Source organism: Streptomyces roseochromogenus subsp. oscitans DS 12.976, from assembly GCF_000497445.1.
GTDB lineage: Bacteria > Actinomycetota > Actinomycetes > Streptomycetales > Streptomycetaceae > Streptomyces > Streptomyces oscitans.
The window spans coordinates 3,923,244-3,945,943 of record NZ_CM002285.1; the positions used below are offsets into that span (position 1 = coordinate 3,923,244).

24 protein-coding genes and 2 pseudogenes are annotated in these 22,700 nt (G+C 70.3%); 7 read left to right on the forward strand and 19 right to left on the reverse strand.

Annotated elements, in window-relative coordinates; translation table 11 throughout:
- Positions 1-10 precede the first annotated feature (10 nt).
- Both M878_RS66590 and M878_RS66595 read right to left on the reverse strand, forming a co-directional pair.
- A complete protein-coding gene (locus M878_RS66590) occupies positions 11-280 on the reverse strand; it encodes a hypothetical protein (protein ID WP_031225111.1) in 270 nt (89 codons plus the stop codon).
- Positions 281-390: 110 nt separating this feature from the next.
- Positions 391-2,331, reverse strand: a complete 1,941-nt coding sequence (locus M878_RS66595; RefSeq protein WP_023547535.1) for an AMP-dependent synthetase/ligase — start codon at positions 2,329-2,331, stop codon at positions 391-393.
- A 254-nt stretch (positions 2,332-2,585) separates the two neighbouring features.
- Between M878_RS66595 and M878_RS66600 the strand changes: the two genes are divergently transcribed.
- Positions 2,586-3,404, forward strand: a complete 819-nt coding sequence (locus M878_RS66600) for a MaoC family dehydratase (protein WP_023547536.1) — start codon at positions 2,586-2,588, stop codon at positions 3,402-3,404.
- Positions 3,405-3,558: 154 nt separating this feature from the next.
- On the opposite strand, the gene M878_RS66605 is transcribed toward M878_RS66600, so the two are convergent.
- From M878_RS66605 to M878_RS66645, 9 genes are all read right to left on the reverse strand, one after another.
- Positions 3,559-4,209: a TetR/AcrR family transcriptional regulator gene (locus M878_RS66605; protein ID WP_031225112.1), complete on the reverse strand. Its 651-nt coding sequence runs from the start codon at positions 4,207-4,209 to the stop codon at positions 3,559-3,561.
- Positions 4,210-4,219: 10 nt separating this feature from the next.
- A complete protein-coding gene (locus M878_RS66610; protein ID WP_031225113.1) occupies positions 4,220-4,528 on the reverse strand; it encodes a DUF4229 domain-containing protein in 309 nt (102 codons plus the stop codon).
- 75 nt (positions 4,529-4,603) lie between these two features.
- Positions 4,604-5,128: a GNAT family N-acetyltransferase gene (locus M878_RS66615; protein WP_023547539.1), complete on the reverse strand. Its 525-nt coding sequence runs from the start codon at positions 5,126-5,128 to the stop codon at positions 4,604-4,606.
- A 61-nt stretch (positions 5,129-5,189) separates the two neighbouring features.
- Positions 5,190-6,353 carry an aminofutalosine synthase MqnE gene (mqnE, locus tag M878_RS66620; RefSeq protein ID WP_023547540.1) on the reverse strand — a complete coding sequence of 388 codons (1,164 nt, stop codon included), beginning with the start codon at positions 6,351-6,353 and terminating at the stop codon, positions 5,190-5,192.
- Positions 6,354-6,391: 38 nt separating this feature from the next.
- On the reverse strand, positions 6,392-6,847 hold the full coding sequence (locus tag M878_RS66625) for an Lrp/AsnC family transcriptional regulator (protein ID WP_023547541.1): 456 nt from the start codon (positions 6,845-6,847) through the stop codon (positions 6,392-6,394).
- Between the two features lie 60 nt (positions 6,848-6,907).
- On the reverse strand, positions 6,908-7,555 hold the full coding sequence (locus M878_RS66630; RefSeq protein WP_031225114.1) for a UbiX family flavin prenyltransferase: 648 nt from the start codon (positions 7,553-7,555) through the stop codon (positions 6,908-6,910).
- A gap of 55 nt (positions 7,556-7,610) precedes the next feature.
- Positions 7,611-8,183, reverse strand: coding sequence for a Uma2 family endonuclease (locus M878_RS66635; RefSeq protein ID WP_023547543.1), 573 nt, complete (start codon positions 8,181-8,183; stop codon positions 7,611-7,613).
- A gap of 46 nt (positions 8,184-8,229) precedes the next feature.
- Entirely contained in the window at positions 8,230-9,132 is a 903-nt protein-coding gene (mqnP, locus tag M878_RS66640; protein WP_023547544.1) for a menaquinone biosynthesis prenyltransferase MqnP, read from the reverse strand.
- On the reverse strand, positions 9,129-10,580 hold the full coding sequence (locus M878_RS66645; protein ID WP_023547545.1) for a menaquinone biosynthesis decarboxylase: 1,452 nt from the start codon (positions 10,578-10,580) through the stop codon (positions 9,129-9,131). The genes mqnP and M878_RS66645 overlap by 4 nt, the downstream gene beginning before the upstream one ends.
- Before the next feature lie 178 nt (positions 10,581-10,758).
- Between M878_RS66645 and M878_RS66650 the strand changes: the two genes are divergently transcribed.
- The gene (locus tag M878_RS66650; protein ID WP_023547546.1) at positions 10,759-11,082 is read left to right on the forward strand and encodes a PLD nuclease N-terminal domain-containing protein; all 324 of its coding nucleotides are present in this window, start codon (positions 10,759-10,761) and stop codon (positions 11,080-11,082) included.
- 51 nt (positions 11,083-11,133) lie between these two features.
- Here the strand turns inward: M878_RS66650 and M878_RS66655 are convergent, their stop codons facing one another.
- The 3 genes from M878_RS66655 to M878_RS66665 are packed head-to-tail and all read right to left on the reverse strand — an operon-like array spanning position 11,134 to position 14,808.
- Complete coding sequence (locus M878_RS66655) at positions 11,134-11,913, reverse strand: hypothetical protein (protein WP_158692699.1); 780 nt, start codon at positions 11,911-11,913, stop codon at positions 11,134-11,136.
- A complete protein-coding gene (locus M878_RS66660) occupies positions 11,900-13,537 on the reverse strand; it encodes a vWA domain-containing protein (RefSeq protein ID WP_023547548.1) in 1,638 nt (545 codons plus the stop codon). Before M878_RS66660 ends, M878_RS66655 begins: the two co-directional genes overlap by 14 nt.
- Positions 13,534-14,808: a hypothetical protein gene (locus M878_RS66665; protein WP_023547549.1), complete on the reverse strand. Its 1,275-nt coding sequence runs from the start codon at positions 14,806-14,808 to the stop codon at positions 13,534-13,536. The genes M878_RS66660 and M878_RS66665 overlap by 4 nt, the downstream gene beginning before the upstream one ends.
- A 205-nt stretch (positions 14,809-15,013) precedes the next feature.
- Here M878_RS66665 and M878_RS66670 point away from each other — a divergent pair, with 205 nt between their 5' ends.
- The 3 genes from M878_RS66670 (at position 15,014) to M878_RS66680 (ending at position 17,203) form a co-directional block, all read left to right on the forward strand.
- Positions 15,014-15,988: a quinone oxidoreductase family protein gene (locus tag M878_RS66670; RefSeq protein ID WP_023547550.1), complete on the forward strand. Its 975-nt coding sequence runs from the start codon at positions 15,014-15,016 to the stop codon at positions 15,986-15,988.
- Between the two features lie 136 nt (positions 15,989-16,124).
- A complete protein-coding gene (locus M878_RS66675; protein WP_023547551.1) occupies positions 16,125-16,853 on the forward strand; it encodes a DUF6232 family protein in 729 nt (242 codons plus the stop codon).
- Entirely contained in the window at positions 16,850-17,203 is a 354-nt protein-coding gene (locus M878_RS66680; RefSeq protein ID WP_023547552.1) for a hypothetical protein, read from the forward strand. Before M878_RS66675 ends, M878_RS66680 begins: the two co-directional genes overlap by 4 nt.
- A gap of 13 nt (positions 17,204-17,216) precedes the next feature.
- Here the strand turns inward: M878_RS66680 and M878_RS66685 are convergent, their stop codons facing one another.
- Both M878_RS66685 and M878_RS66690 read right to left on the reverse strand, forming a co-directional pair.
- Positions 17,217-19,106: a serine/threonine-protein kinase gene (locus M878_RS66685; protein ID WP_023547553.1), complete on the reverse strand. Its 1,890-nt coding sequence runs from the start codon at positions 19,104-19,106 to the stop codon at positions 17,217-17,219.
- Positions 19,107-19,127: 21 nt separating this feature from the next.
- Complete coding sequence (locus M878_RS66690; RefSeq protein WP_023547554.1) at positions 19,128-19,715, reverse strand: LppU/SCO3897 family protein; 588 nt, start codon at positions 19,713-19,715, stop codon at positions 19,128-19,130.
- Between the two features lie 88 nt (positions 19,716-19,803).
- Here M878_RS66690 and M878_RS66695 point away from each other — a divergent pair, with 88 nt between their 5' ends.
- Entirely contained in the window at positions 19,804-20,406 is a 603-nt protein-coding gene (locus M878_RS66695; RefSeq protein WP_023547555.1) for a TetR/AcrR family transcriptional regulator, read from the forward strand.
- Here the strand turns inward: M878_RS66695 and M878_RS000000101435 are convergent.
- Together M878_RS000000101435 and M878_RS66705 are read right to left on the reverse strand one after the other, a co-directional pair.
- Positions 20,387-20,497, reverse strand: a pseudogene (locus M878_RS000000101435) (DUF397 domain-containing protein); the annotation flags it as partial. The gene M878_RS66695 and the pseudogene M878_RS000000101435 overlap by 20 nt on opposite strands.
- Positions 20,463-20,911 (reverse strand): annotated as a pseudogene (locus M878_RS66705) (Scr1 family TA system antitoxin-like transcriptional regulator); the annotation flags it as partial. The pseudogenes M878_RS000000101435 and M878_RS66705, both read right to left, overlap by 35 nt.
- A gap of 123 nt (positions 20,912-21,034) precedes the next feature.
- On the opposite strand from M878_RS66705, the gene M878_RS99900 reads away from it, so the two are divergent.
- Positions 21,035-21,310, forward strand: coding sequence for a hypothetical protein (locus tag M878_RS99900; RefSeq protein ID WP_023547558.1), 276 nt, complete (start codon positions 21,035-21,037; stop codon positions 21,308-21,310).
- A gap of 75 nt (positions 21,311-21,385) precedes the next feature.
- Here the strand turns inward: M878_RS99900 and M878_RS66710 are convergent, their stop codons facing one another.
- The gene (locus M878_RS66710) at positions 21,386-22,699 is read right to left on the reverse strand and encodes a cytochrome P450 (protein WP_023547559.1); all 1,314 of its coding nucleotides are present in this window, start codon (positions 22,697-22,699) and stop codon (positions 21,386-21,388) included.
- Between the last annotated feature and the right edge of the window lies 1 nt (position 22,700).

The following is a 22,700-nucleotide window of genomic DNA, read 5'->3' on the forward strand; positions in this document are numbered from 1 at the left end:
ACCCGACGCCTCAGCCCTTCTTGCCCTGAGCCGCCGCCAGCAGCACATCCAGCAGATCGAAAGCATCGGAGACCTCACCGATGAACTTCGCCTCCGACTCCCACTCCTGCTCCAGCTGCTTCGCCAGCCCGGACAGAGTGGCCATGCCCTTCTCGATCTCACCCTTCGCACCCAGCAACGCCCCCAACGCCTTCAGATCGTGCTGCTGCGCCGAGAACTCCGCCAACGGCTTCGCCGTGTGATGCCCCACCCCCCGCAGCCCCGACGCCGCCCTATGCATCGACGTCGCCTGCTTCTTCAAATCCGACACACGAACCGCCCCCGTGGGTACTTCTCGCTGTGCATAGGCCGACCAGACAGCCTAGGGGCAAAGCTCAGCCGACGGTGTCCTCAGCGGGCGTACAGCTCCTCCACCTCGCGGTTGAAGTCGGCCGTGATCTGGTCGCGGCGGAGCTTCATCGACGGGGTCAGGTGGCCGGCCTCCTCGGTGAAGTCGACCGGTAGTACGGCGAAGCGGCGGATGGACTCGGGGCGGGAGACCAGCTTGTTGGCCTCGTCGATCGCGCGTTGCAGGACGGCCTCCAAGTCCGGGTCGCCGACCAGGAGTTCCCTCGGCACCGGGTGCTTGCCGATCATCTGGCGCCAGTGGGTGATGCCGTCGGGGTCGAGGGTGATCAACGCGGAGACGTAGGGGCGGGCGTCGCCCACCAGCATCACCTGGGAGATCAAGGGGTGCTGGCGCAGCCAGTTCTCCAGCGGGGCCGGGGCCACCGACTTGCCGCCCGCCGTGATCAGCAGTTCCTTCTTGCGGCCGGTGATGGTCAGGTAGCCCTCGTCGTCCAGCTCGCCTATGTCGCCGGTGGCCAGCCAGCCGTCCCGGGTCGCGGGGACGACTCCGCCCGCCTGCGGGTCCCAGTAGCCGCGCAGCACATGGTCGCCGGAGACCAGGATCTCGCCGTCGGCCGCGATGCGGACACGGGTGCCGGGCAGTGGCCAACCGACCGTGCCCAGGCGGGGTTTGAGAGGTGGGGTGACCGTCGTGGCGCCGGTGGTCTCCGTCAGGCCGTAGCCCTCGAAGATCTCGATGCCGGCGCCGGCGTAGAACGCGGCGAGGCGGCGGCCGAGCGGGGAGCCGCCGCAGATGGCGTACCGGACGCGACCGCCCATGGCGGCTCGGATCTTGCGGTAGACGAGGGGGTCGTAGAAGCTTCGGGCCGTCTTGAGGGAGCGGCTCGGGCCGCTGCCGGTGCCGGTCTGGCGGGCCTCCAGCGCCTCGCCGTAGCGGACCGCGACCGCCGCGGCCCGGTCGAAGGCCGTGACCCGGCCGCCGGACTCGGCGTTCGCGCGGGCCGAGTTGTAGACCTTCTCCAGCATGTAGGGGATGGTCAGCAGCGCGGTCGGTTTGAAGGCGGCGAGGTCCGGAAGGAGGTCGTCGGCGGCCAGGCTCGGCGCGTGGCCGAGGCGGACGCGGGCGCGGACGCAGGCGATGGCCACCATCCGGCCGAAGACGTGGGACATGGGGAGGAAGAGGAGGACCGACGGTTCCTCGTCGTGATCCTTGAAGACCGGATAGAGCAGCTCGACGGCGTTGTCGACCTCGGCGAAGAAGTTGCCGTGGGAGAGGGCGCAGCCCTTGGGGCGGCCGGTGGTGCCGGAGGTGTAGATGAGCGTGGCGAGCGTGGCGGGGCTCAACATCCCGCGCCGTACGGCCACTTCGCTGTCCGGCACCTGTGCGCCCGCCTCCCCCAGCCGGGTCACATGCTCCTTGTCCATCACCCACAGATGGCGCAGATCGGGCAGATGCTGCAGTTCGGGGCCGATGGCGGAGGCTTGTGCGACGGTCTCGGTGATCAGGGCGACCGCGCCGGAGTCGTGCAGGATCCAGCGGGTCTGGAAGGCCGAGGAGGTCGGGTAGACCGGCACGGTGACCAGGCCGGCGGCCCAGGCGGCGAAGTCCAGCAGCGTCCACTCGTAGGTCGTACGGGCCATGACGGCCACACGGTCGCCCGGCACCAGCCCCTCGGCGATCAACCCCTTGGCCACGGCGAGGACTTGCTCGGCGAACTGAGCGGCCGTCACGTCCGCCCAGCGGCCGTCGGGGAGCTTGCGGCTGAGCACGACCTGGGCGGGGGCCGCTTCGGCGTTGTCGAACGGCAGCTCCGCGAGGGAGCCGTGGGTGACCGGGGGCACGAACGGCGGTACGGACACCTCCCGTACGGCACCGTCCAGCCGCTGGACCCAGGGCTCCACGAGGACCGGGCGGCCGTCGTAGTCGATGGCGGAGACCGGGGTGCCGGAGGAGACGGGGGCGTGCGGGAAGGGGGTGGACACGGGCGGCTCCTCTGACGTGCGTGCACCTGCGGTGGCCTGGGCGGAAAGGGGTTACCGCAGGTAGAGAGGCGATCGTACGGGTCCGCCGTGAGGGGATTGTGCGGGTTCGGGGGTGGTCCGGGGCCAGGGATGTGCAGCCTCGGGGGTTATGTGAGGAGGGTTCAACTTCCAGTGTCGGGTAGGCTTACCGGCGGTAACTTTACTCCAGAGTAAGCAATGAAGCAGGCGACGAAGCAGGCAATGGGGGGCAGAAGATGGCGGACCGCGGTCTGAGCTTGCTACTGGCCCGTGGCGCGCTGCGCTCGCCGTTCAAACGGCCCTCCCCCGAGGCCGCCTTTCCGCGTGACCGGCTGGTGCTACCTGGTCTGCGGGTCGACCTGGACCGGCTGGTCGCCTACGAGCGCGTCTGCGGCTTCCCCACCGGGGACAGCACCCTCCCCGTCACCTATCCGCACGTCCTCGGCTTCCCGCTGGCCATGCGGCTGATGAGCGGCCGGGACTTCCCGCTGCCGCTGCTCGGCCTGGTGCACACCTCCGTCGACATCGTCCGGCACACCGGCCTGTCGGCCACCGGCATCTACGAACTCTCCGTGCACATCGAGGGCTTGACCCCGCACCGGCGTGGCACCGAAGCCACGGTGGTCACCGGGATGCGGGCCGACGGGGAGGTCGTATGGGAGTCGCGGAGCACCTACCTCGCGCGGCACCGCACCGGCACACCCGCCGCGCCCCGGTCCCGGGAGGAACCGCCGGCTCCGCTGCCCGTCGTCGCCGAGTGGCGGCTCGGCGGGGACGTCGGGCGGCGGTACGGCGCCGCCTCCGGTGACCGCAACCCCATCCATCTGCACCCGCTCACCGCCCGCCTCTTCGGCTTCCCCCGGGCCATCGCACACGGCATGTGGACGGTGGCCCGCTGTGTGGCCGCCCACGGTGGCTCCGCCGGGGTTCGGGCGGAGTTCCGGGCGCCGGTACTGCTGCCGGGGCTGGTGAGGTACGGCGCGGATGGCCAAGGCCGGTTCGAGCTGCGGGATGCCGGGGGACGGCTGCATCTGACCGGGGAGGCGGTGGGCTAGGCGCCGTCGGGGGACATCGCCATTGCCGGGTGCGGGTGCGTGGTGGGTTGCTCGCGCAGTTCCCCGCGCCCCTTCAGGCAAGCTGCAGATCACCTGCCCAAGGGGCCAGCCACCGACCACCCGCACCCAGCGACGGCGACGCACCCCTACGGCGCTAATCCTCCCCCGCCGGCGGAACCCAATGGTGGCCCCTCATCAAGCTTCCCAAGCCCGACCAGGTGACGTTCATCAACGTGGACGCGGCCTGCCTGGCGGTGACGCCCTCCGTCGCATTGGCCCACGTGGCGAGGGACTCCGCCGCGCCGACCAGGGCTTCGGCGAAGCCCGCGACCTCGCGCTCCGCCAGATCGGGGTCCCGGTGGGCCTCGCGGGCGGCGATGGCGACCAGGCGGGTCACGAAGCTGACGATCTCCGTGCGCATCGCGGCGACCTCGGCCGCGAAGGGCTCTCCGTGGGTGCGGGCCTGGAGGTGCAGGACGGACCAGGCGTCGGGGTGCTCGGCGGTGTGTGCGAAGAAGGCCTGGAGGCCGTCCCACAGCTGGCGGTCGACGGGCAGGTCCGTGCGCACTCCGGCGCGGACGGCCTCCGTCAGCGCGGTGGCCTCACGCCGGATGCAGGCGGTGAAGAGGCCTTCCTTGGAGTTCAGGTAGAGGTAGACCAACGGCTTGGAGACACCCGCGAGTTCGGCTATCTCGTCCATCGAGGCGGCCATGTAGCCGCGTTGGCCGAAGATCTGCACGGCGGCGTCGAGCATCTGCTGCTCCCGCACCGCGCGCGGCATCCGTTTGGACCTCGCCCCACCCATGAGGGCAAGACTAGTTGGACGCGGCGGCCTCGCCCTGCGCCCGGGCGGTGTCGTCGGCGACATCCTCCTGGCTTCGGTTGGCCTCCAGGTTGGCCTTCATCCGGTCGACCCTGTCCACGATCTGCACCGAGGCCCGGTCACGCTCCTTGCGCAACACCACCCAGCTGATCGGCGCGGACAGCACCAGCGAGAGCAGCAGCACCCACAGGAAGTTGGAGTCGCCGAAACCGCGCGGGAAAATGCCGGAGTAGACGGCTCCCCAGACGACCACGAGGCAGCCGGCGAAGACGCCGAGGCGCATCAGCGTGTAGCGGAGCATCTCAATCCACTCGTCCGATTCCAAATAGGGTCATCGTCCAGTGAAGCATGACGAGGAGAAGATCTTGCAAGGGGGTCAGTCGAGCGGCCGCAGCATGAACACGTCATCGCGGTCGTCGCCGGGCGCGACCCGGATGGCGGCGGGGATCCGGCCGACCTCCTTGTAGCCGCAGGAGCCGTAGAACCGCTCCAGGCCGGTGCCGCCCCGGCAGGTCAGCCGGATCGCGTCGATGCCGTCGAAGGTGCGGGCGGCGTCCTCGGCGGCCGCCAGCAGGTCACGGCCGTATCCCTTGCCCTGGTGCCGGGGGTGGACCATCACCGTGTACAGCCACACCCAGTGCTTCTGCAGCCGGTGCGTGTTGTAGGCGAAGAACGCGGTCGCGGCCGGCGCGCCCGTCTCGTCGCACCCGACGAGCAGCCGGTGCCGGCCCTCGGCCATCGCCACGAAGTGGGTCACCAGCTCCGGCCGGACGTCCTCCCGGGTCACGGGGGGTACGAAGCCCACGGCGCCGCCCGCGTTGGAGACGTCCGTCCACAGGTCGAGGATGCCGTCCCGCAGGGCCGGGGTGATGGCGGGGTCGAGCGTGAAGGTAAGGGGCATATGGTCATCGTATCTATTACGCCGCACGCCCCTCCCCCTCCCGTGAGGGATCAGTGAGGGATCACACCCGCATCGGCTGCGGGGAGTCCCTGCGCGCCGGGTCGGGGCCGTCGTACTCGCGGATGATCTCGTAGCGGGTGTTGCGCTCCACCGGGCGGAAACCCGCGTCGCGGATCAGGTCCAGCAGGTCCTCGCGAGTCAGCTTGTTCGGAGTGCCGTAGTTGTCCGCGTCGTGCGTGATCTTGTACTCGACGACCGAGCCGTCCATGTCGTCCGCGCCGTGCTGAAGGGCCAGCTGAGCGGTCTGCACGCCGTGCATCACCCAGAAGACCTTCACGTGCGGCACGTTGTCGAACAGGAGCCGGGAGACCGCGAAGGTCTTCAGGGCCTCCGCGCCGGTCGCCATCTGGGTGCGGGCCTGGAGGGTGTTGCGTACCTTGCCGTCCTTCATGTCCACGAAGTCGTGCTGGTAGCGCAGCGGGATGAAGACCTGGAAGCCGTTCGTCTCGTCCTGGAGTTCACGCAGGCGCAGGACGTGGTCCACCCGGTGGCGGGGCTCCTCGATGTGGCCGTAGAGCATCGTGCAGGGGGTCTTGAGCCCCTTCTCGTGCGCCAGGCGGTGGATGCGGGACCAGTCCTCCCAGTGGGTCCGGTGGTCCACGATGTGCTGCCGGACCTCCCAGTCGAAGATCTCGGCGCCGCCGCCGGTCAGCGACTCCAGACCGGCGTCGATCAGCTCGTCGAGGATCTCGCTCGCGCTCAGCCCGGAGATCGTCTCGAAGTGGTGGATCTCCGTCGCCGTGAAGGCTTTCAGGGAGACGTTCGGCAGGGCGGCCTTCAGTTCGCGCAGGGAGCGCGGGTAGTACCGCCACGGCAGGTTCGGGTGCAGGCCGTTGACGATGTGCAGCTCGGTGAGGTTCTCCGACTCCATCGCCTTGGCGAGCTTGACGGCCTCCTCGATGCGCATCGTGTACGCGTCCTTCTCGCCCGGCTTGCGCTGGAAGGAGCAGTAGGCGCAGGACGCCGTGCACACGTTGGTCATGTTCAGGTGCCGGTTGACGTTGAAGTGCACGACGTCACCGTTCTTACGGGTCCGCACCTCGTGCGCGAGGCCGCCGAGCCACGCCAGGTCGTCCGACTCGTACAGCGCGATGCCGTCCTCGCGGGTCAGCCGCTCCCCGGAGCGGACCTTCTCCTCCAGCTCGCGCTTGAGCCCGACGTCCATGCCAACACCTTTCTACGACAGCCCGACCAACGGTATCCCTAGACCTCTTCGGGCAGCTCTCCGACCCGGTTCTCCCACTTCGTGGACAGCACGATGGTGGTACGGGTCCGGGAGACGCCCTTGGTGCCGGACAGCCGCCGGATGATCCGCTCAAGCCCGTCCACGTCCGCCGCCCGCGCCTTGAGCATGTAGGAGTCGTCGCCGGCGATGAACCAGCAGTCCTCGATCTCCGGCAGGTCCCGCAGCCGCTGGGCGACGTCCTCGTGGTCGGCGGCGTCGGAGAGCGAGATGCCGATCAGCGCCGTGACGCCGAGGCCGAGCGAGGCCGCGTTCACCGTCGCGCGATAACCGGTGATGACACCGGCCGCCTCCAGCCGGTTGATGCGGTCGGTGACGCTGGGGCCCGACAGGCCGACGAGACGCCCCAGCTCCGCGTACGAGGCCCGGCCGTTCTCCCTCAGGGCCTGGATGAGCTGCCTGTCCACCGCGTCCATGCGATCGAAGCCTTCCGCTGAAGAGTTCCGGAGTGATGAGAGGTACTGCGCTGTGCCCTGCTAGCCGGCTGCTCCGCTGCCCAGCTCGCCCCGCCACCGCCGGTACAGGCCGTGCTCGACGCCCGCCGCGTCCAGCACCCGCCCGGCGACGAAGTCCACCAGGTCCTGGATATGGGTGGCGCCCGCGTAGAAGGCGGGCGAGGCCGGTACGACGGTGGCACCGGCGTCGTCCAGCGCGACGAGGTGGCGCAGCGTCTGGCCGTTCAAGGGGGTCTCCCGTACCGCCACGACGAGCGTCCGGCGCTCCTTGAGGGTGACACTCGCCGTGCGCTGCAGCAGATCCTTGGACAGCCCGAGCGCGACACCGGCCACGCAGGCGGTGGAGGCGGGCACGATGAGCATCCCCTTCGCCGGGTACGACCCCGAGGACGGCCCGGCCGCGAGGTCGCCCGCGCTCCAGTACCGCACCCCGCCGAGGTCGACGTCGAAGGTCCCGGGCTTGCCGTCGGCTCCCCGGGCCAGCCATTCCCGCAGGTCGTCCTGCCAGTGGGCGTCGCGGAACGAGATACCCGTCTCGTCCAGCAGCGTCAGCCGCGAGGCCCGGCTGACCACCAGGTCGACCGTCTCTCCCGCGTCCAGCAGCGCCCGCAGCACGGCCGCCGCATACGGCGTTCCGGAAGCACCGGACACCCCCACGATCCAAGGCACGCGCTGCGTTTCTCCTGCGTTCACACCTTGAGCGTACCGGTGGGTCGGGGCCCGTTCAGGCCGGGTGGGGGGCCTTGGGATCGACGGGGAGGAGGGAGGTGGGGACGGTGAGCTTGCCGAGCGGGGAGTGCACGATCAGCTCAGGGCCGTAGCGAATGGTGTCACGACCGAGATAGCCGTCAGGACCCGGGTTCCACATGGTGACGACATGCCCCTTGAGGGGGTCGAGAACCAGGTAGTTCGCGATGCCACGGGAGGCATACCAGCGGGGTTTCAGCTCGTAGTCCCGCCGGATGCTTTCCGGGGAGACGACTTCCGCGACGAACTCTATGAGGTCCGGCGCGTAGGCGCTGCGGTTCTCGGCCTCCGCCTCGCCCGGGATGACCGCGATGTCCGGGCAGAACTCGTGTGCGTCGTCGAAGGGGAACGCGACGTCGGTCACCACGACCCAGCCCGCCGGCAGCTGCGGCTCGACGATCCCCCAGAAGCTCTGGATCGTCCTCCCGTGAAACGGCCTGACTGGGTTCATCACGATGTTGCCCTCGACAATCTCGGTGACATAGCCGGGGAACATGTCCTCCAGCTTGCTGAGCTGCGAGTGCAGGCGGTCGATGCCCGAGATGGTCACGGTGGCCTCCCTGGGGTCCTGCACTCGATGGTAGGCCGCACGCTATTCAGACGGTCAGACCCCGAACGAGGAGATCCAGCAACGCACACACGAACAGGGCAATACCGATGAAGCCGTTGACGCTGAAGAACGCCCTGTTCAGCCGTGAAAGATCATGCGGGCGGACGATCCTGTGCTCGTAGAGGAACGCGCCCGCGACGATCAGCAGGCCCAGCCAGAAGAAGGCGCCGGCGTGAGTGGCCATGCCGTACCAGACGAACAGCGCCGTCGTGATCGTGTGGCAGACCCGCGCGCCCCAGATCGCGGCCGGGACGCCGAAGCGGGCCGGGACCGACATGACGCCGATCTCGCGGTCGGTCTCCACGTCCTGGCAGGCGTAGATCAGGTCGAAGCCGCCGATCCAGATGCCGACGGCGAGGCCGAGGATCACCGCGTCCCAGGACCAGGTCCCGGAGATCGCGAGCCAGCCGCCGATCGGGCCCATCGCCTGGGCGAGACCCAGGATCGCCTGCGGGAAGTTCGTGAAGCGTTTGCCGTAGGGGTAGATCACCATGGGGATCACGGCCACCGGGGCCAGCGCCAGGCACAGCGGGTTGAGGAGGGCAGCCGCTCCCAGGAAGATCACCAGCGCGATCAGGGCGCCCGTCCAGGCGTGCCGCACCGACATCGCGCCGGTCACCAGTTCCCGGTGCGCCGTACGGGGGTTCCGGGCGTCGATCTCGCGGTCGATGATCCGGTTGACCGCCATCGCGAACGTACGCAGGCCGACCATGCAGATGGTGACCAGCAGCAGCCGGGCCCAGTGGATGTTCTTGTCCCACTCGTACATCGCCGTCAGCGAGGCGATGTACGCGAAGGGCAGGGCGAAGACCGAGTGCTCGATCATCACCAGGCGCAGGAAGGCTCTGGTGCGTCCCGGCTGGGGGATCGCGGCGGAGGCGCTGCTCACAGGCCGTACTCCTTCCAGCGGCGGTCGACCTTCGCCGCCGTATCCGGGTCCGACAGGACCATGTCCGGCCACCCCCCGTCCCGGGTGTAGCCCTCCTCCGGCCACTTCTTCGTGGCGTCGATGCCCGCCTTGCCACCCCAGAACTGCTGGTAGGAGGCGTGGTCCAGGTGGTCGACGGGGCCTTCCACGACCGTGAGGTCGCGGGCGTAGTCGGTGTTGCCGAGGGCCCGCCAGGCGACCTCGTGCAGATCGTGCACGTCGCAGTCGGCGTCCACGACCACGATCAGCTTGGTCAGGGACATCATGTGCGCCCCCCAGATCGCGTGCATCACCTTCTGCGCGTGCTTCGGGTACTTCTTGTCGATCGAGACGATCGCGCAGTTGTGGAAGCCGCCGGCCTCGGGCAGGTGGTAGTCCACGATGTCCGGGACGATGATCTTCAGCAACGGCAGGAAAAACCGCTCCGTCGCCCTCCCCAGCGGGCCGTCCTCCGTGGGGGGCCTGCCTACGACGATCGACTGCAGCAGCGGGCGCTTGCGCATCGTCACGCAGTCGATCTTCAGCGCCGGGAACGGCTCCTGCGGGGTGTAGAAGCCGGTGTGGTCGCCGAAGGGGCCCTCGGGCAGCATCTCGCCCGGCTCCAGCCAGCCCTCCAGGACGACCTCGGCGTTCGCCGGGACCTGCAGCGGGACCGTCTTGCAGTCGACCATCTCGATCCGCTTGCCCGCGATGAACCCGGCGAACAGGTATTCGTCGATGTCGCCGGGGAGCGGGGCGGTGGAGGCGTACGTCACGGCCGGCGGGCAGCCGAAGGCGATGGCGACGGGCAGCCGCTCACTCCTCCTCGCCGCGACCTGGTAGTGGTTGCGGCTGTCCTTGTGGATCTGCCAGTGCATGCCGATGGTGCGCCTGTCGTGGCGCTGGAGGCGGTACAGGCCGAGGTTGCGGATGCCGGTCTCGGGGTCTTTGGTGTGCGTCAGCCCCAGGTTGAAGAAGGAGCCGCCGTCCTGGGGCCAGGTGAACAGCGCCGGGAGCCGGTCCAGGTCGACCTCGTCGCCCCGCAGGACGACCTCCTGCACCGGAGCCTCTTTGACTTTCCTCGGCGGCACGTGGGTCATCGCGCCGAGCTTCCCGAAGGCCTCGCGGACGCCGACGAAGCCGTGCGGCAGCTCGGGCCGCAGCAGGCCGCCGATCTTCTCGGAGATCTCGCCGTACGACTTCAGGCCCAGCGCCTTCAGCAGGCGGCGGTCGGTACCGAAGACGTTCATCGCGAGGGGCATCGCCGAGCCCTTCACGTTCTCGAAGAGCAGCGCCGGGCCACCGGACTTCTGCACCCGGTCGACGATCTCCCCGACTTCCAGATAAGGGTCGACCTCGGCCTTGATGCGCTTGAGGTCGCCCTCGCGCTCCAGCGCCCGCAGCAGGGAGCGAAGATCGTCGTAAGCCATGCCGTCAAGTATCGCCGACGTACGGATTCGCGCCGTGGCAGGGCTGGCCGTTGCCGACCGCGGGTCCGTCGCGGCTGGTCGCGCAGTTCCCCGCGCCCCCGGGGAGTTGTCCACCCGCTAGTCTGGCTCGGTCGCCGGGATCATCTCACTCGTCTCACTTGTCGGGGGATCGCACGCCATGCTCAGGTATCTTCCGTTTCTGCTGGTCCTGGCCCTGTGGATCTACGCCTTCGTGGACTGTCTGAACACCCCGGAGGAAGAGGTGCGGCATCTGCCGAAGCTGGCGTGGGTGGTCATCATCCTGCTCTTCGGCGAGGTGCTGGTCGGCCCGGTCGCCTGGCTGATCACCGGCCGGGGGCGGCAGGCGGCCGCGGACGGCTCCGGCCCGTCGGAACGGCGCCGGGACGCGCCCGCTCGCTGGGTCGCCCCCGACGACAACCCCGAGTTCCTCAAGTCCCTGGACACCAACTCGCGCGACACGGACGATCCCAAGGGCGACTGACCCGGCTCGGAGGAACACAGCTCCGGGGAACACAGCTCCGGGGAACACGGCTCAGAGGAACACCGCGATGGGGTACTCCAGCACGCTCTCACGGGCCTCGGGGTCCCAGCTCGTCACCTTGCCCAGGCAGTGGGCCGGGAACTGGCCGCCGGGCAGCTTCCGGTCGGGTCTGCGCAGCCCGTCGCCGCGCATGACGACCCGCAGATACGCGGAGGACTCCCCGTCCCCGTAGGGTGCCCGCATCACCAGGGTCTCGCCCCGCGCGGCCACCGCCTCGAACCGGCCGGTGACCATGACGAACTCGCCGATCTCGGTGAGCACCACCTCCCGGGCGGCGCCGGCGGGCGCGCCGGAGCCGGCCAGCTTCCGGCTCAGCACATGGTTCGGTGTGACGGTCCCGGAGTTCCGTCCCAGCTCCACCTCGACCAGGGCGTCCTTGCGCCGCAGGACGGACAGCAGCAGACCGATCACCGATATCGGCTCACTGCTCTCCACGTACTTGGCGACCACCTCGGTGCTGCTGCCGCCCGTCACCTTGAACAGCAGGGACAGCAGGGGAATCGCCGCCAGGCAGCCGGCGTTGCGCATCCGCCGCTCCTCGACCTCCCGGCGCATCGCCGACTTGTAGTTGCCCATCTTGAACAGGCCCATGACCGCGTCGTTGTCGAGGTACAGGGGCTGGTAGCTGGGATCCTCGGCCGGCCTGCCGAGCCGGCCCAGGCCACGGCGCAGCGCCAGCGCGGCCAGCACGAGGAGACCGGCGAAGGCGGCCAGCCACCACACCATCGCGCCCCACCAGACGCTCCACCAGGTGCCGTCAAGAACAGCCACGGATCTCCTTGAACGCGCTGGACAGGGACGAGTCAGGGGCGGCGGCGTCGACCATGTGGCCGCCGGTCAGGGCGGCGACCGCACGGAGTTCGGCCGCGTCGGCCTCGCCGAAGTGGACGGGGTACGTGTGCACGGCGCGGACGTCGGCCGGGCGGGCCCGGTAGCGGCTGACGAAGGAGGCGCGGTCGATGCCCGCGTTGTTCTCGCCGTCGGTCATCAGCACGAGGGACACCGTGCGCCCCGGGTCCGCGCGCAGGGTCTGCTCGGCATCGCCGTAGCCGTGGTCCAGGGCGGTCCAGACGGCCGTCGAGTCGTCGTAGCCACCGTGGGCGACGAAGTCCGTGAGGGCGGCGAGGTCGGCCGGGCGGTGCACGGTGACCGTGTGTTCGGCCAGCGGGCGGCCGCCGAAGCGGACGACGGTGAGCCGCTCGCCCTGGTAGAAGCGGACGAACTTGGCCGTGGCGGAGGAGTCCGCGCCGCTGAGCGAGGCGAACGCGGCGCGCAGCGCGGTCGTACGGGCGCCGCGCATCGAGGTGGAGAAGTCGAGCAGGAAGATCACCTGGTCGGCGACGCGCCGCCGGGGGTCGCCGTAGTCGGCGAGGAGCCGGTCGAGGACGGCCGGGTCGTCCGGGAAGTACAGCGCGTTGTCCAGCGGGGCGGCGAGCCGGGGGTCGCGGGGGACGGCGGTGCTGACCGGGCGGCGCAGGGTCCGGCGCATGATGTCCCGCTGGTGGCCGGTCCCGGTGAGCCAGGCCACCACGCGGTCGTAGGCGGCGCGACGGGCCGGGTCGAGGAGCAGCAGCGGGTAGTCGGACAGGACCATGCCGTCGGCGGGGTGGACGATCTCCAGGGGCTGCTTCAGCCGGCCGGAGGCGTTCAGGGTGAGCAGTTCGGACTCGTAGGTGATCAGGGCGTTGGTACGGCCCGGCCGGGCGGCGAAGGCGTCCAGCAGGGCGTGGGAGCTCTCGGCGGTGAGGGTCTGCCCGGAGCGGAAGCCGCGCAGCCGGTCGCAGCTGACGTCCGTGGGGCGCAGCGCGCTGCCGGTGCCGGCGGCGGCGGTGGCGACACCGACCAGTGCGGCCAGGCCGCTGTTGCTGTGCCGGGGGTCGGCCATGCCGAAGCGCACGGTGCCGGTGGCGGCCGCGTCGGCGATGTCCGCCCAGGAGAGACGGCCGCCGGGGGCCTTGTCGCGCAGTTGCCGGGCCACGTCCTGGGTGAGGCCGACGACGACCGGGGAGCGCATGATCGAGGTGCTCTGCGCGATGGCGGCCGGGTGGGTCCCGGCGGCGGCCTTCTTGGCCTTCAGCCGGAAGTAGCGGTCGGAGGAGAGCCAGGCCAGGTCGTAGGAGCGGCGGCCGGTGAGCAGGGTGTCGCCGGCGTCGTTGGTCGGCTCGTAGTCCATGTCCAGGCGGACCCCGGTGTCCTTCGCGAGCTGGTCCAACAGCGGCTTCATGTCGGCGAGTTCGTCGCTGGCCAGGACGTGCAGGGAGGTGTCCGGACCGCCGCCGCCACCGGAGCAGGAGACCAGCGCGGCGAGCAGGGCCAGGCACAGGGCCAAGGCCAGGGGGAGGGGGAGGAGAGCGCGGGCCGTCGGGGTGCGTCGCCGTCGGTCGCGGGCCGTCATGGCGCGTCCCCGTCGGCTGCCGACTGGGTCACCGGGGCGCAGTCGCCAACGCTCTCGATCATCCGCTCCAGCAGGTCGAGCCGGGGCAGTACCGCCTTGGTGTCGTCGGCCGACAGGACCGGCACCTGGATGTGCCGCTCGCGCAGGAACCGGGTCAGCGCGTCGCTGGTGGCCTCGTCGCCCTGGGCGTCCCGGACCCGGAAGCCCAGCTCCATCGCCCGCTTCTGCAGGGCCGGATCCGTCGTGCTCAGGGCGCCGAGCCGGTCGCCGGCCGGGGTCAGCGCGATGAGCTGGGGCTCGGTGACGAACCGCGCCGACGGGTAGAGCAGCACCCGTTCGCTGTCGATGTGCCCGGTGTCGTCCTGGGCGGCGATCTGGTGGGCCAGGAACTGGTGCTCGTAGATCACCGCGATGGGGGCGATGCTCTTGCCCTCGGCGGAGACGTACGTCTCGTTCTTCTCCGAGGACGGCATGCCCTGGTCGTTGAGGAGGAGCCGGATCTGTTCGGCGAAGCGGGTCGCCTCGGCCGGGCTCTGCGGGATGTTGTCGTGGTTCCACACGTAGGAGACGAGGCCCAGATACGTTCCGGCGGAGTTGGCGTCGCAGATGTCGGCGGTCTGGGCGAGCACCTTGTTGCCGTTGTGGATGCCGTGCCGGGAGATCTTCAGCGCGTCCCAGCGGACGCCGTCGGCGGTCGCTCGCAGGAACTTCTCCATGTTCAGCGCGTAGTAGAGCGGCTTCTGCCCGGCCGGCGCGCCCGGTAACGGGGTGGCGATCCCGGCGTCCTGGAGCGTCTCGGCGTACTCGCGGTAGGTGCCGAGCACGATCGGGCTGACGAAGGGGCGGTAGGTGGTCGCCGGGTGGCCCTCGGCCGCGCGCCTCCTGGTGATCAGGTCGGCGGCGGGCTGCCCGGACGGGAAGACGACGTCGTAGCCGTCGTAGCTCTGGGTGGCGATGCCCCTCGACCCTATGCGGGTGATGTGCACCCGGAAGCCGTGGCGGATCAGCAGCCGTTGGACCTCCGGGTCCTCGAAGTAGTCGGCCTTGGAGGCCATCTTGGCCTCGATCGTGACGATCCGCTCGAAGGGCAGCCCGGGGTGTCCCTGGACGAGGACGACGATCGCGCACAGGGCGGTGACGGCCGCGACGAGGCGGGGGATCAATCGGCGTGCCCGGGATCGCGGCGGGGGTACGACGGCGGGGGCGCCGACCTGCAGGCGCGGCTCGCCGCTCTGACGGGGTCTGTCGGTCTCGGCTCTGTCTGTGGCCACCCGTGTCTCCTGCGTCAGCGGGGACAGGATCGTCCGCCGCCCGGACGCCGCCGGATGGAACGTCCAACTAACTTGAACAGAACGACATATGAAGGTATGTCAGCGAAGAACGGAACCCATCGGTCCGTCCCCGTGCGGCGAAACTGCTGCACACTGGTGGGTGTTCGCTTTCGATGGAACACATGAGTGGAGTCGGGGGTACGGCATGCGCGCGGTGGAGTTCCAGGAGTACGGCGGTCCCGAAGTGCTGCGGCTGGTGACGGCCGAGACACCGGAGCCGGGCCCCGGCCAGGTGAGCGTCGACGTGGCCTACGCCGGCGTGAACTTCGCCGATCTGAAGGCCCGCGCGGACGGCTACCGGGTGCCCGCGCTGCCGTACGTCCCCGGCGTGGAGGTCTCCGGCCGCGTCCGCGCGCTCGGCGCCGGCGTCACGGACCTGGCCGTCGGTCAGGAGGTGGTGGCGCTCACCCAGGGCGGCGCGTACGCGGAGGTGGTGGCAGCCGAGGCGACGACCGTCTTCCCGGTCCCCGCCGGACTGGATCTGCGCACCGCCGCGACCCTGCCGGCGGTCCTGCCCACGGCGTACGCCCTCGTCCACACCGTCGGCCGGCTCCAGCCCGGCGAGTCCGTGCTCGTGCAGGGCGCGGCGGGCGGCATCGGCACGGCGGTCGGTCAGCTGGCGCGGGCTGCGGGCGCCGGGGCGGTGTACGGCGTGGTGTCCTCGGCTGCGAAGGCCGCCCACGCCAAGCGTCACGGCTACGACGAGGTGTTCGTCGGCGCCTTCCGGGAGCCGGTGCGCGAGGCGACCGGCGGGCGGGGCGTCGACCTGGTGCTGGACCCGGTCGGCGGCGACACGCTGCGCTCCGGACTGGCCTCGCTGGCGGTCTTCGGGCGCCTGGTCTCCTTCGGCAACGCGAGCGGCGCCGAGCCGTGGACCGTGGGCCAGGCGGAGCTCGCCCCGCTCGGTGCCTCGGTCGCCGGCTTCTCCATCCTGACCCTGGCCGCCGGCGCGCCGGACACGCTGCGCCGGCTGTCGCGGCAGGCGTTCGCGAAGGCGGCCGACGGGACGGTGGCACTGCCGGTGACGGCCGAGTTCGCCCTCGCGGACGCGGCGGAGGCACACCGGCTGATGGGCGGTCGGTCGAGCACCGGCAAGCTGCTGCTGCGCGTCGCCGACTGACTCCGTCTCCATCAAGTCCCCCCATTCAGCTGGCACTTCACCGTCCATAACGGCTTGCCATCCCCCCGCCAGGGGTGTTGTTAATGGTCGTCACTGAGTTGCGAGGTATCGCCTGACCTCTGGGGGACAGAAGCAGATGCAGAACGGCCAGCCGCCCGAACACCCGGCCCAGCAGCCACCGCCCGCACCCGTCCCGCCGACCCCGGCGGCCGCACCCACCGCCCCGTCGGCGGCCGCACCCACCACGCCGCCCGCCGCGCCCGCCACCGCACCGCCCATGCCGGACGTCCCCGCACCCCCGCCGTATCCGGCGCCGACGCGGCTCGATCTCCGGGTCAGCAAGCGGATCCTGTGGATCGGCGCGGCGGTGTACCCGCTGCACAACATAGCCCGGGTCTACTCCTTCATCCTGCGCCCCAAGCGCAAGGAGGCGGTGCTGCGGTTTCTGCGGTACACCGCCGGGACACTGGTCATCGGGTTCATCGCGATGCTGCCCAGCCTGCCCTCCCTCACCCTGGGCGGTGGAGGGGAGCAGAACTCCGGCGCCGCCGGCTACGTCACCTTCATCTGGAGCGTGGCCGCCGTCGCCGAGATCTTCTTCCTCATCGACATGCTGTCCGTCCTGACCGCCTCCGCGCACCACGTCCTCGCGGTCGAGACGTCGGGCGCGTCCACCGCGCTGGTCACCAGCCAGGACCCGCGCCAGCTGGACCAGATCGTCGGCCAGATCTCCTACGCCATCGATCACCCGGACACCGAGTTCAAGGTGACGGTGCAGAGCCTCACCGTCTCGCCGAAGAACTACTACTTCGGCGACAACGTCAACATGTACGGCGGCAGCGGAAACGTGGGGATCGGCGCATGAGCGGCAACAACTACTTCTACGGCGACAACGTGAACATGTACGGCGGCCAGGGCAACCAGGGCATCGTCAGGAACGAGGGCGGCGCCGGAGCCGGGCAGCAGGACCCGGCCCTGGTCGCCGCGCTCGCCGAACTGACCCGGCTGACCGCCGAGTTGCGGTCTCAGGTGCCGGCGCCCGACGCCCAGCTCCTGGACGAGTCCCTGCCCGCCCTGAGCACCGACGCCGCCGTACCCGCACTGGAGCGGCACCGGGCGCTGCGGGCGATCGCCGGGATCGCCGCCGCCGTCGGAGCGGTCGGCCAGCCGGTGGCCGAGGCCGTACGGGCGATCACGGGAATCATCAGCGGATAGACAGCCGGCGTCGTCACGTCCGGGCCCAGCTCTGCGAGGACGCCCCCGACTGGCAGCTCGCCTCGGCCACACCGCCTCCGAAGGCGAGGTCGAGGCAGCCGCCGTCGTAGACCGTGCGCAAGGAGTCGCCGGAGCCCGTGGCCCAGCGGAGGTTGCTGCCGCCCTGCGAGCAGTCGCCGACGAAGACGGCCTGGCCGTTGCCGTTGGCGCTCAGACAGGAACCGGTCGAGACGTTGACGACCTTGACGCTGCCACCGGCGGCGCTGCGGAAGGTCCAGCGGGCCGTGGCGTCCGAGCAGCTGCCGAGACCGGTGGAGCCGTAGACCTGGGTCAGGCACTTGCCGTTCTCACCGTTCTTCAGCCGGAACGTGCCGGAACCGGGGCTGGTGCCCCCGCCGGACGAGCCACCACTGCTGCCACCGGAGCCGCTCGACCCACCGGAGCCGCTCGGCCCGCCTGAGCCGCTGGAGCTTCCGGAGCCGCCCGAGCTGTTCCCTCCGGTGCCGGCACTCCCGGTGCCGGATCCGTCCGTGCCCTGCGGGTCCGTCTTCGAGTCCCCGTTCTTCCCGTTCTCCCCGCTCTCCCCGTTCTTCCCGTCCTGCTTCTTCCCGCTCGCCGGGGAGGCCGAGCCGTTCTTGCCGGGCGTCGGCTTTCCGGAAGGGCTCGGCGAGGATCCGCCGGGCGTGGCACCGGCCGACGCGGAGACGGAGGCGCCCGGTGTGCCTGCGGCGCCGTTGTGGTGGGTGTCGGTGGTGTACGGGGCCAGCTGGAAGGCGAGGGTCGCCACACCGGCACCGACCACGATCGGTACGACGGCCACCAGCAGCGGCCTGCGCCGCCGCTCCCGCTCGGGCCGCCCGGCGCCGGGCCGCACGACGACCTGCGGCTCGGACTCCGGCCCGGCGGCGCCTTGGGGCTCCGGCCCGGTTGTTCCGTCTGACGCCGGAACCGTCCGGTCCTCCATTTCCGGCACTTCCGGCACTTCCGGCACCTGTGTCGCGAACTGCGCGCGAGAGGTGAGGCGTTCGGTGATGACCGTGGGCCACAGCGGTGCGTCGGACGACGGTGCGTGGCCGGCGGTCAGCTCCAGCAGCTCGGACGCGGTGGGGCGGCCCTCCGGGTCCTTGTCCAGGCAGGAGTCGACGAGGTCGGCCAACTCGGCGTCCATGGACCGCAGTTCGTCCAGATCGGGCTGCTCGTGCACGATCCGGTACAGCACCCCGTGCCCCGACTCGTCACCGAACGGCGGCCGCCCGGACCCCGCGTACGCCACTACGGACCCGAGCGCGAAGACGTCCACCGCACCGGTCAGCCGGCGGGCGCCGGAGGCCTGTTCGGGCGACATGTAGGCCGGGGTGCCGACCACCATGCCGGTCCGGGTCAGCTGGCTCTGCTCGGCGGCCCGGGCGACCCCGAAGTCGATGAGGGTGACCCCGTCCAGGGTCAGCATGACGTTGGACGGCTTGACGTCCCGGTGGACCATGTCCAGCCCGTGCACCGCCGCCAGCCCCTCCGCCGCCTGCCGCAGCAGCAGCCACAGCGACTCGGCCGGCAGCGGCCCGCCGTGCGCCTCGACGGCCTCGCGCAGGGTCAGCCCGGGGACGTACGCCGTGGCGAACCACGGCGGGCGGGCGTCCCGGTCCCCGGCGAGCAGCGGTGCGGTGGCCCCGGCGGGCAGCCGGGAGAGGTTGTCCAGCTCGTGTCCGAAGCGGCGGACGAAGTCCTTGTCCTCGCCGACGACCGACGGCAGGACCTGTTTGACGGCCGCGTACCGCCCCTCGTGCACACCGAGGTAGACCCGCCCCATGCCGCCGGCGCCGAGCCGTCCGACGAGCGGGATCGGTCCGATCCGCCGGGGATCGTCCCCTTCCAGCGGCTCGACCCCGTTGTGTTCCCCGTTCAACTCTTTCCCCCTGCTTCTGCTTCAGCGTGCGTAGGACCCGAGGCCCACCAGGCAGTACACATACTCGTTGATGGTCGACCCGTTGATCGTGTACCGCGAGGAAAAGGCGTACTGAGTCTGGGGGTTGTCATTGCAGCGGCTCATGTCCGAGGTCAGCGGAATCGTCTCGATCACCTTGTAGTGCGCGTCGGACGCGGAGCAGGAGACCTCGTCCACACCGCTGACGGACTGCGCGGTGGTGGAGTCCGGCAAGGTGCCGTTGAGGCAGGTGCCCGAGGTGTAGGGGCTCGGGTCCGGGCTCGGGGTGCCGTAGGGGTCGTCGGTGCCGTACGGATCGCTGCTGTACGAGTCACTCGTGTCCGGAGCGGCGCTGTACGGGTCGCTGCTGCTCGGGTCGCTCGGGTACGGAGTGCTCGTGTACGGGTCGTCGGTCGCCGTGGCGGTCGGGTACGACGGTGACGCGGCCGTGTCGTCGGACGAGTCGCCGCTGCCACCGCCCCGGTTGGTGAACACCAGGAGTAACACGACGAAGGCGATGACACCGAGCACGCCCAGACAGGCGAGGCCCTGCTTCTTCTCGGGGGTTCCTGGGTTCTCGGGTGACGACATGAGCCGCTCCTGAATGTGAGGATGAGGCAACCAGTGTGGGCCGGCAGCCCACAGAAACTAAAATATCTTTCTAGAAAAGTACTTCAGAATGAGCCCCAAGCAGAAGCGTGGCGAGGCCACCGCCGAACAGCTCCTGGACGCCGCCCTGCGGGTGTACGCCGAGTCGGGCGAGCAGGGGCTGACGGTCGCGGCGCTCACCAGGGCGAGCGGGGTCAGCCTCGGCAGCCTCTACCACCACTTCGGCAGTGTCGACGGGCTGATGAACGCCCTGGTGATGCGCTGGCTGGAGCGACTGCTGGGCGAGCTGGTGAAGGCTCTGGAGCACACCCGTACCGCGCACACGGGTATCCGTGCGCTGGTCGGCGCCTACCTGGCCTTCGCACAGGAGCACCGGGAGGCCGCCCGCCTCCTGCACTCCTCTTACGCCGACCGCCAGGGCATGGCCGACGGCAACCGGCTCCGGGACACGCAGGAGGCCCGGCTGTCACCGCTGGCCCAGTGGGCGCAACGTCACGTCGACTCCGGCGAGCTGGCTCCGCTCCCGGCGCCGCTGCTCGAATCACTGATCCTGGGCCCGGTCGTCGCGGTGGCCCGCCGCTGGCTGTCCGGGATCGACGACGTCGACTTGGACGAGGCCGCGGTGGTCCTGCCGGACAGGATCTGGAGGTCGGTCAGCGCAGAGACGAAGTGAACGCCGACCAGGCGGAACGAGGGATCATCAGGACCGGGCCGTCGGGGGTTTTGCTGTCACGGACGGGGACGACGGCGGAGGTGAACTCGGGGGCGACTTCGACGCAGTTGCCGCCGTTGCTGTCGCTGTAGCTGCTCTTGATCCAGGTCGCCGCGTTGAGGCAGTTCCTGTTCACAGTGCTCGTACCCCTCCATCACGTCGCTGATCAGAGCGGCGGACTCGCGAGCTGACGGGATGTCCGCCCAACCTGGATACGGATGTTAGGGCGCTGCCCGACGCTCAGCAGATGCGCGCATTGCTCACGCATGACCTCCGGACTTCCGACCCCATTGCGCAGACAACTCTCGTCTCTCGCGACCTGTGAGAACAGGGCCTGCGCATAGCCCGGCCCCTGCAACAGCCCAGGAACGACGCGCTCCTGATACTCGCGCAGCCCCAGCGCCCGCTCGTCCATCTCGGCCCTGCGCTTGAACCAATCCGGATGCTCCACCTGCGGATACCAGTTGGTGGTCACAGGTCGTCCCCCTCCGTGACAGGCACCCGTGGCACGGGCAGAGCATTGATACCGACGGTTCCCCTGCGTCATGCTCAATACACCCAGAGTTACGAAGTGGTTCCTGGAGTGGGCATGGTCGAACACAACGCACAGCGAATCGAAACGGGAACGCAGGCGACTCCGACGGAGCGGCTGAGCGCGGCGGTGCGGGCTGTCAACGCCCGCTCGGAGAGCAGGTGTTATGGGATCGAGGACATCAGCCTGCCGCCTGTTCCGGTCCCCGGCTGCCCGGCCTGCACCGAACTCGTCGTACTCCGGGAGGAGGCTCGCGCCCAAGGCGACGGGACCGACCACAACGTCCGCCGGATCTTCCGCTACGTGTCGTACTCGATCGTCCAGGAGGAGTAGCAGCGCCTGCACACCCAGGAGACCCGCCACACCCGCTACCGCCGCCGCTTCGCCGACTACGCGGTCCTGGAACAGTCACCGGTAAGTTCGTGACATCGGAGCGCGGTCGGTGATGTCCAGAGTCAGGCCGCGGGGCTGCAGGATGGTCCGGGTGTCGAAGGTCGGCGTGCAGTCGGCTGCCCGGGTGACCTGGTAGCCGGCGGTGAGGGTGGCGGTGGTGGTGGTCATCGCGACCGTCCCGAAGTGCGCGCCCAGGCACATCCTGGGCCCTGCGCCGAAGGGCAGGTACGCGTATCCGGGCAGCCGCGTGTGCGCCGGGCGGTCGGTCCAGCGGGCGGGGTGGAACGTGGCGGGCTGGTCGTACAGGCGCGCATCGCGGTGCAGCGCGAACGGGCTGAGGCCGACCCGCTGGCCCGGGTGCAGCCGGTGGCCGCCGAGTTCGGCGGGTTCTGCGACCGTCCGCTCCAGGTACCACAGCGGCGGATACAGCCTCAGCGTCTCCTTCACGACCGCCCCGGTGATCGCCAGCCGCGGCAGATCGCCTGCCGTCGGAAGGCGCCCGCCCAGCTCCCGGTCGACCTCGTCGACGACCTGTCGGCGCACCTGCGGATGCCGGTCCAGCAACAGCAACAGCCACGCCAGCGCGGCAGCGGTGGTCTCGTGCGCGGCGAACAGCGTGGAGACGACGACGCCGACCGCGCCCTGGTGGGTGAGCACACCCTGCCCGCACGCGTCGATCAGCTGGTCGACGACCACCGAAGCAGGGCCCTCGGGCCGGGTCCCGCGCTCCTCGATCAGGCGGGACACGTCCGCGGCCAGTTCCCGCTCCACGCGGTGCAGGCGCCGTCCGCGCAGGCTGGGTGCCCAGCCAGGCCAGGGCAGGGCGCCGGGCAGGCGTGCGTCCTGGAGGCGGGCGACCAGCGCCGGAACCCGGCCGGGGTCGGGGCCCAGGCAGAATTCGGCGATGAGGCGGGCACTGAGGTCCTCCAGCGCGGTGATCGCGTCGATGGTTCCCGTATCCCGCCACGCCTCGGCGTGCCGGGCCACGACCGCCGCCATCCGGTCCCCGGCAGCGCGCAGACCGCTGCGGTTCACGCCGCGCCCGGCGACGTGACGGGCGCGCATCCACTGTGCGAGATCTTCCGAGGCACGGCTTCCGTCGATCTCCTCACCCAGCAGGTCCCGGGTGATGCTGAAGGTGCTGTTGGTGTTCTTGAGCACCTGCTCCACCAGCGCGGGCGTGTTGACCATGTACAGCTCGTCGTCGATGCGGACCAGATCTCCGTACTGCCGCTGGTGCAGCAGGAAACCCAGTGGATCCCGCTCGAAGGCGAGTCTGTTGCCCAGCCCGTGCCCTGCGAGGCGGAGAGGGACGGAAGCCGCCGCCATG

What these genes read in the sequence shown, in the direction of transcription:
- M878_RS66590 (WP_031225111.1), bottom strand. Translation starts at nt 280, where the DNA reads ATGCATAGGGCGGCGTCGGGGCTGCGGGGGGTGGGGCATCACACGGCG.
- M878_RS66600 (WP_023547536.1), top strand. Translation starts at nt 2,586, where the DNA reads ATGGCGGACCGCGGTCTGAGCTTGCTACTGGCCCGTGGCGCGCTGCGC.
- M878_RS66605 (WP_031225112.1), bottom strand. Translation starts at nt 4,209, where the DNA reads ATGGGTGGGGCGAGGTCCAAACGGATGCCGCGCGCGGTGCGGGAGCAG.
- M878_RS66610 (WP_031225113.1), bottom strand. Translation starts at nt 4,528, where the DNA reads ATGCTCCGCTACACGCTGATGCGCCTCGGCGTCTTCGCCGGCTGCCTC.
- M878_RS66615 (WP_023547539.1), bottom strand. Translation starts at nt 5,128, where the DNA reads ATGCCCCTTACCTTCACGCTCGACCCCGCCATCACCCCGGCCCTGCGG.
- mqnE (WP_023547540.1), bottom strand. Translation starts at nt 6,353, where the DNA reads ATGGACGTCGGGCTCAAGCGCGAGCTGGAGGAGAAGGTCCGCTCCGGG.
- M878_RS66625 (WP_023547541.1), bottom strand. Translation starts at nt 6,847, where the DNA reads ATGGACGCGGTGGACAGGCAGCTCATCCAGGCCCTGAGGGAGAACGGC.
- M878_RS66645 (WP_023547545.1), bottom strand. Translation starts at nt 10,580, where the DNA reads ATGGCTTACGACGATCTTCGCTCCCTGCTGCGGGCGCTGGAGCGCGAG.
- M878_RS66650 (WP_023547546.1), top strand. Translation starts at nt 10,759, where the DNA reads ATGCTCAGGTATCTTCCGTTTCTGCTGGTCCTGGCCCTGTGGATCTAC.
- M878_RS66660 (WP_023547548.1), bottom strand. Translation starts at nt 13,537, where the DNA reads ATGACGGCCCGCGACCGACGGCGACGCACCCCGACGGCCCGCGCTCTC.
- M878_RS66670 (WP_023547550.1), top strand. Translation starts at nt 15,014, where the DNA reads ATGCGCGCGGTGGAGTTCCAGGAGTACGGCGGTCCCGAAGTGCTGCGG.
- M878_RS66675 (WP_023547551.1), top strand. Translation starts at nt 16,125, where the DNA reads ATGCAGAACGGCCAGCCGCCCGAACACCCGGCCCAGCAGCCACCGCCC.
- M878_RS66680 (WP_023547552.1), top strand. Translation starts at nt 16,850, where the DNA reads ATGAGCGGCAACAACTACTTCTACGGCGACAACGTGAACATGTACGGC.
- M878_RS66690 (WP_023547554.1), bottom strand. Translation starts at nt 19,715, where the DNA reads ATGTCGTCACCCGAGAACCCAGGAACCCCCGAGAAGAAGCAGGGCCTC.
- M878_RS66695 (WP_023547555.1), top strand. Translation starts at nt 19,804, where the DNA reads ATGAGCCCCAAGCAGAAGCGTGGCGAGGCCACCGCCGAACAGCTCCTG.
- M878_RS99900 (WP_023547558.1), top strand. Translation starts at nt 21,035, where the DNA reads ATGGTCGAACACAACGCACAGCGAATCGAAACGGGAACGCAGGCGACT.
- M878_RS66710 (WP_023547559.1), bottom strand. Translation starts at nt 22,699, where the DNA reads ATGGCGGCGGCTTCCGTCCCTCTCCGCCTCGCAGGGCACGGGCTGGGC.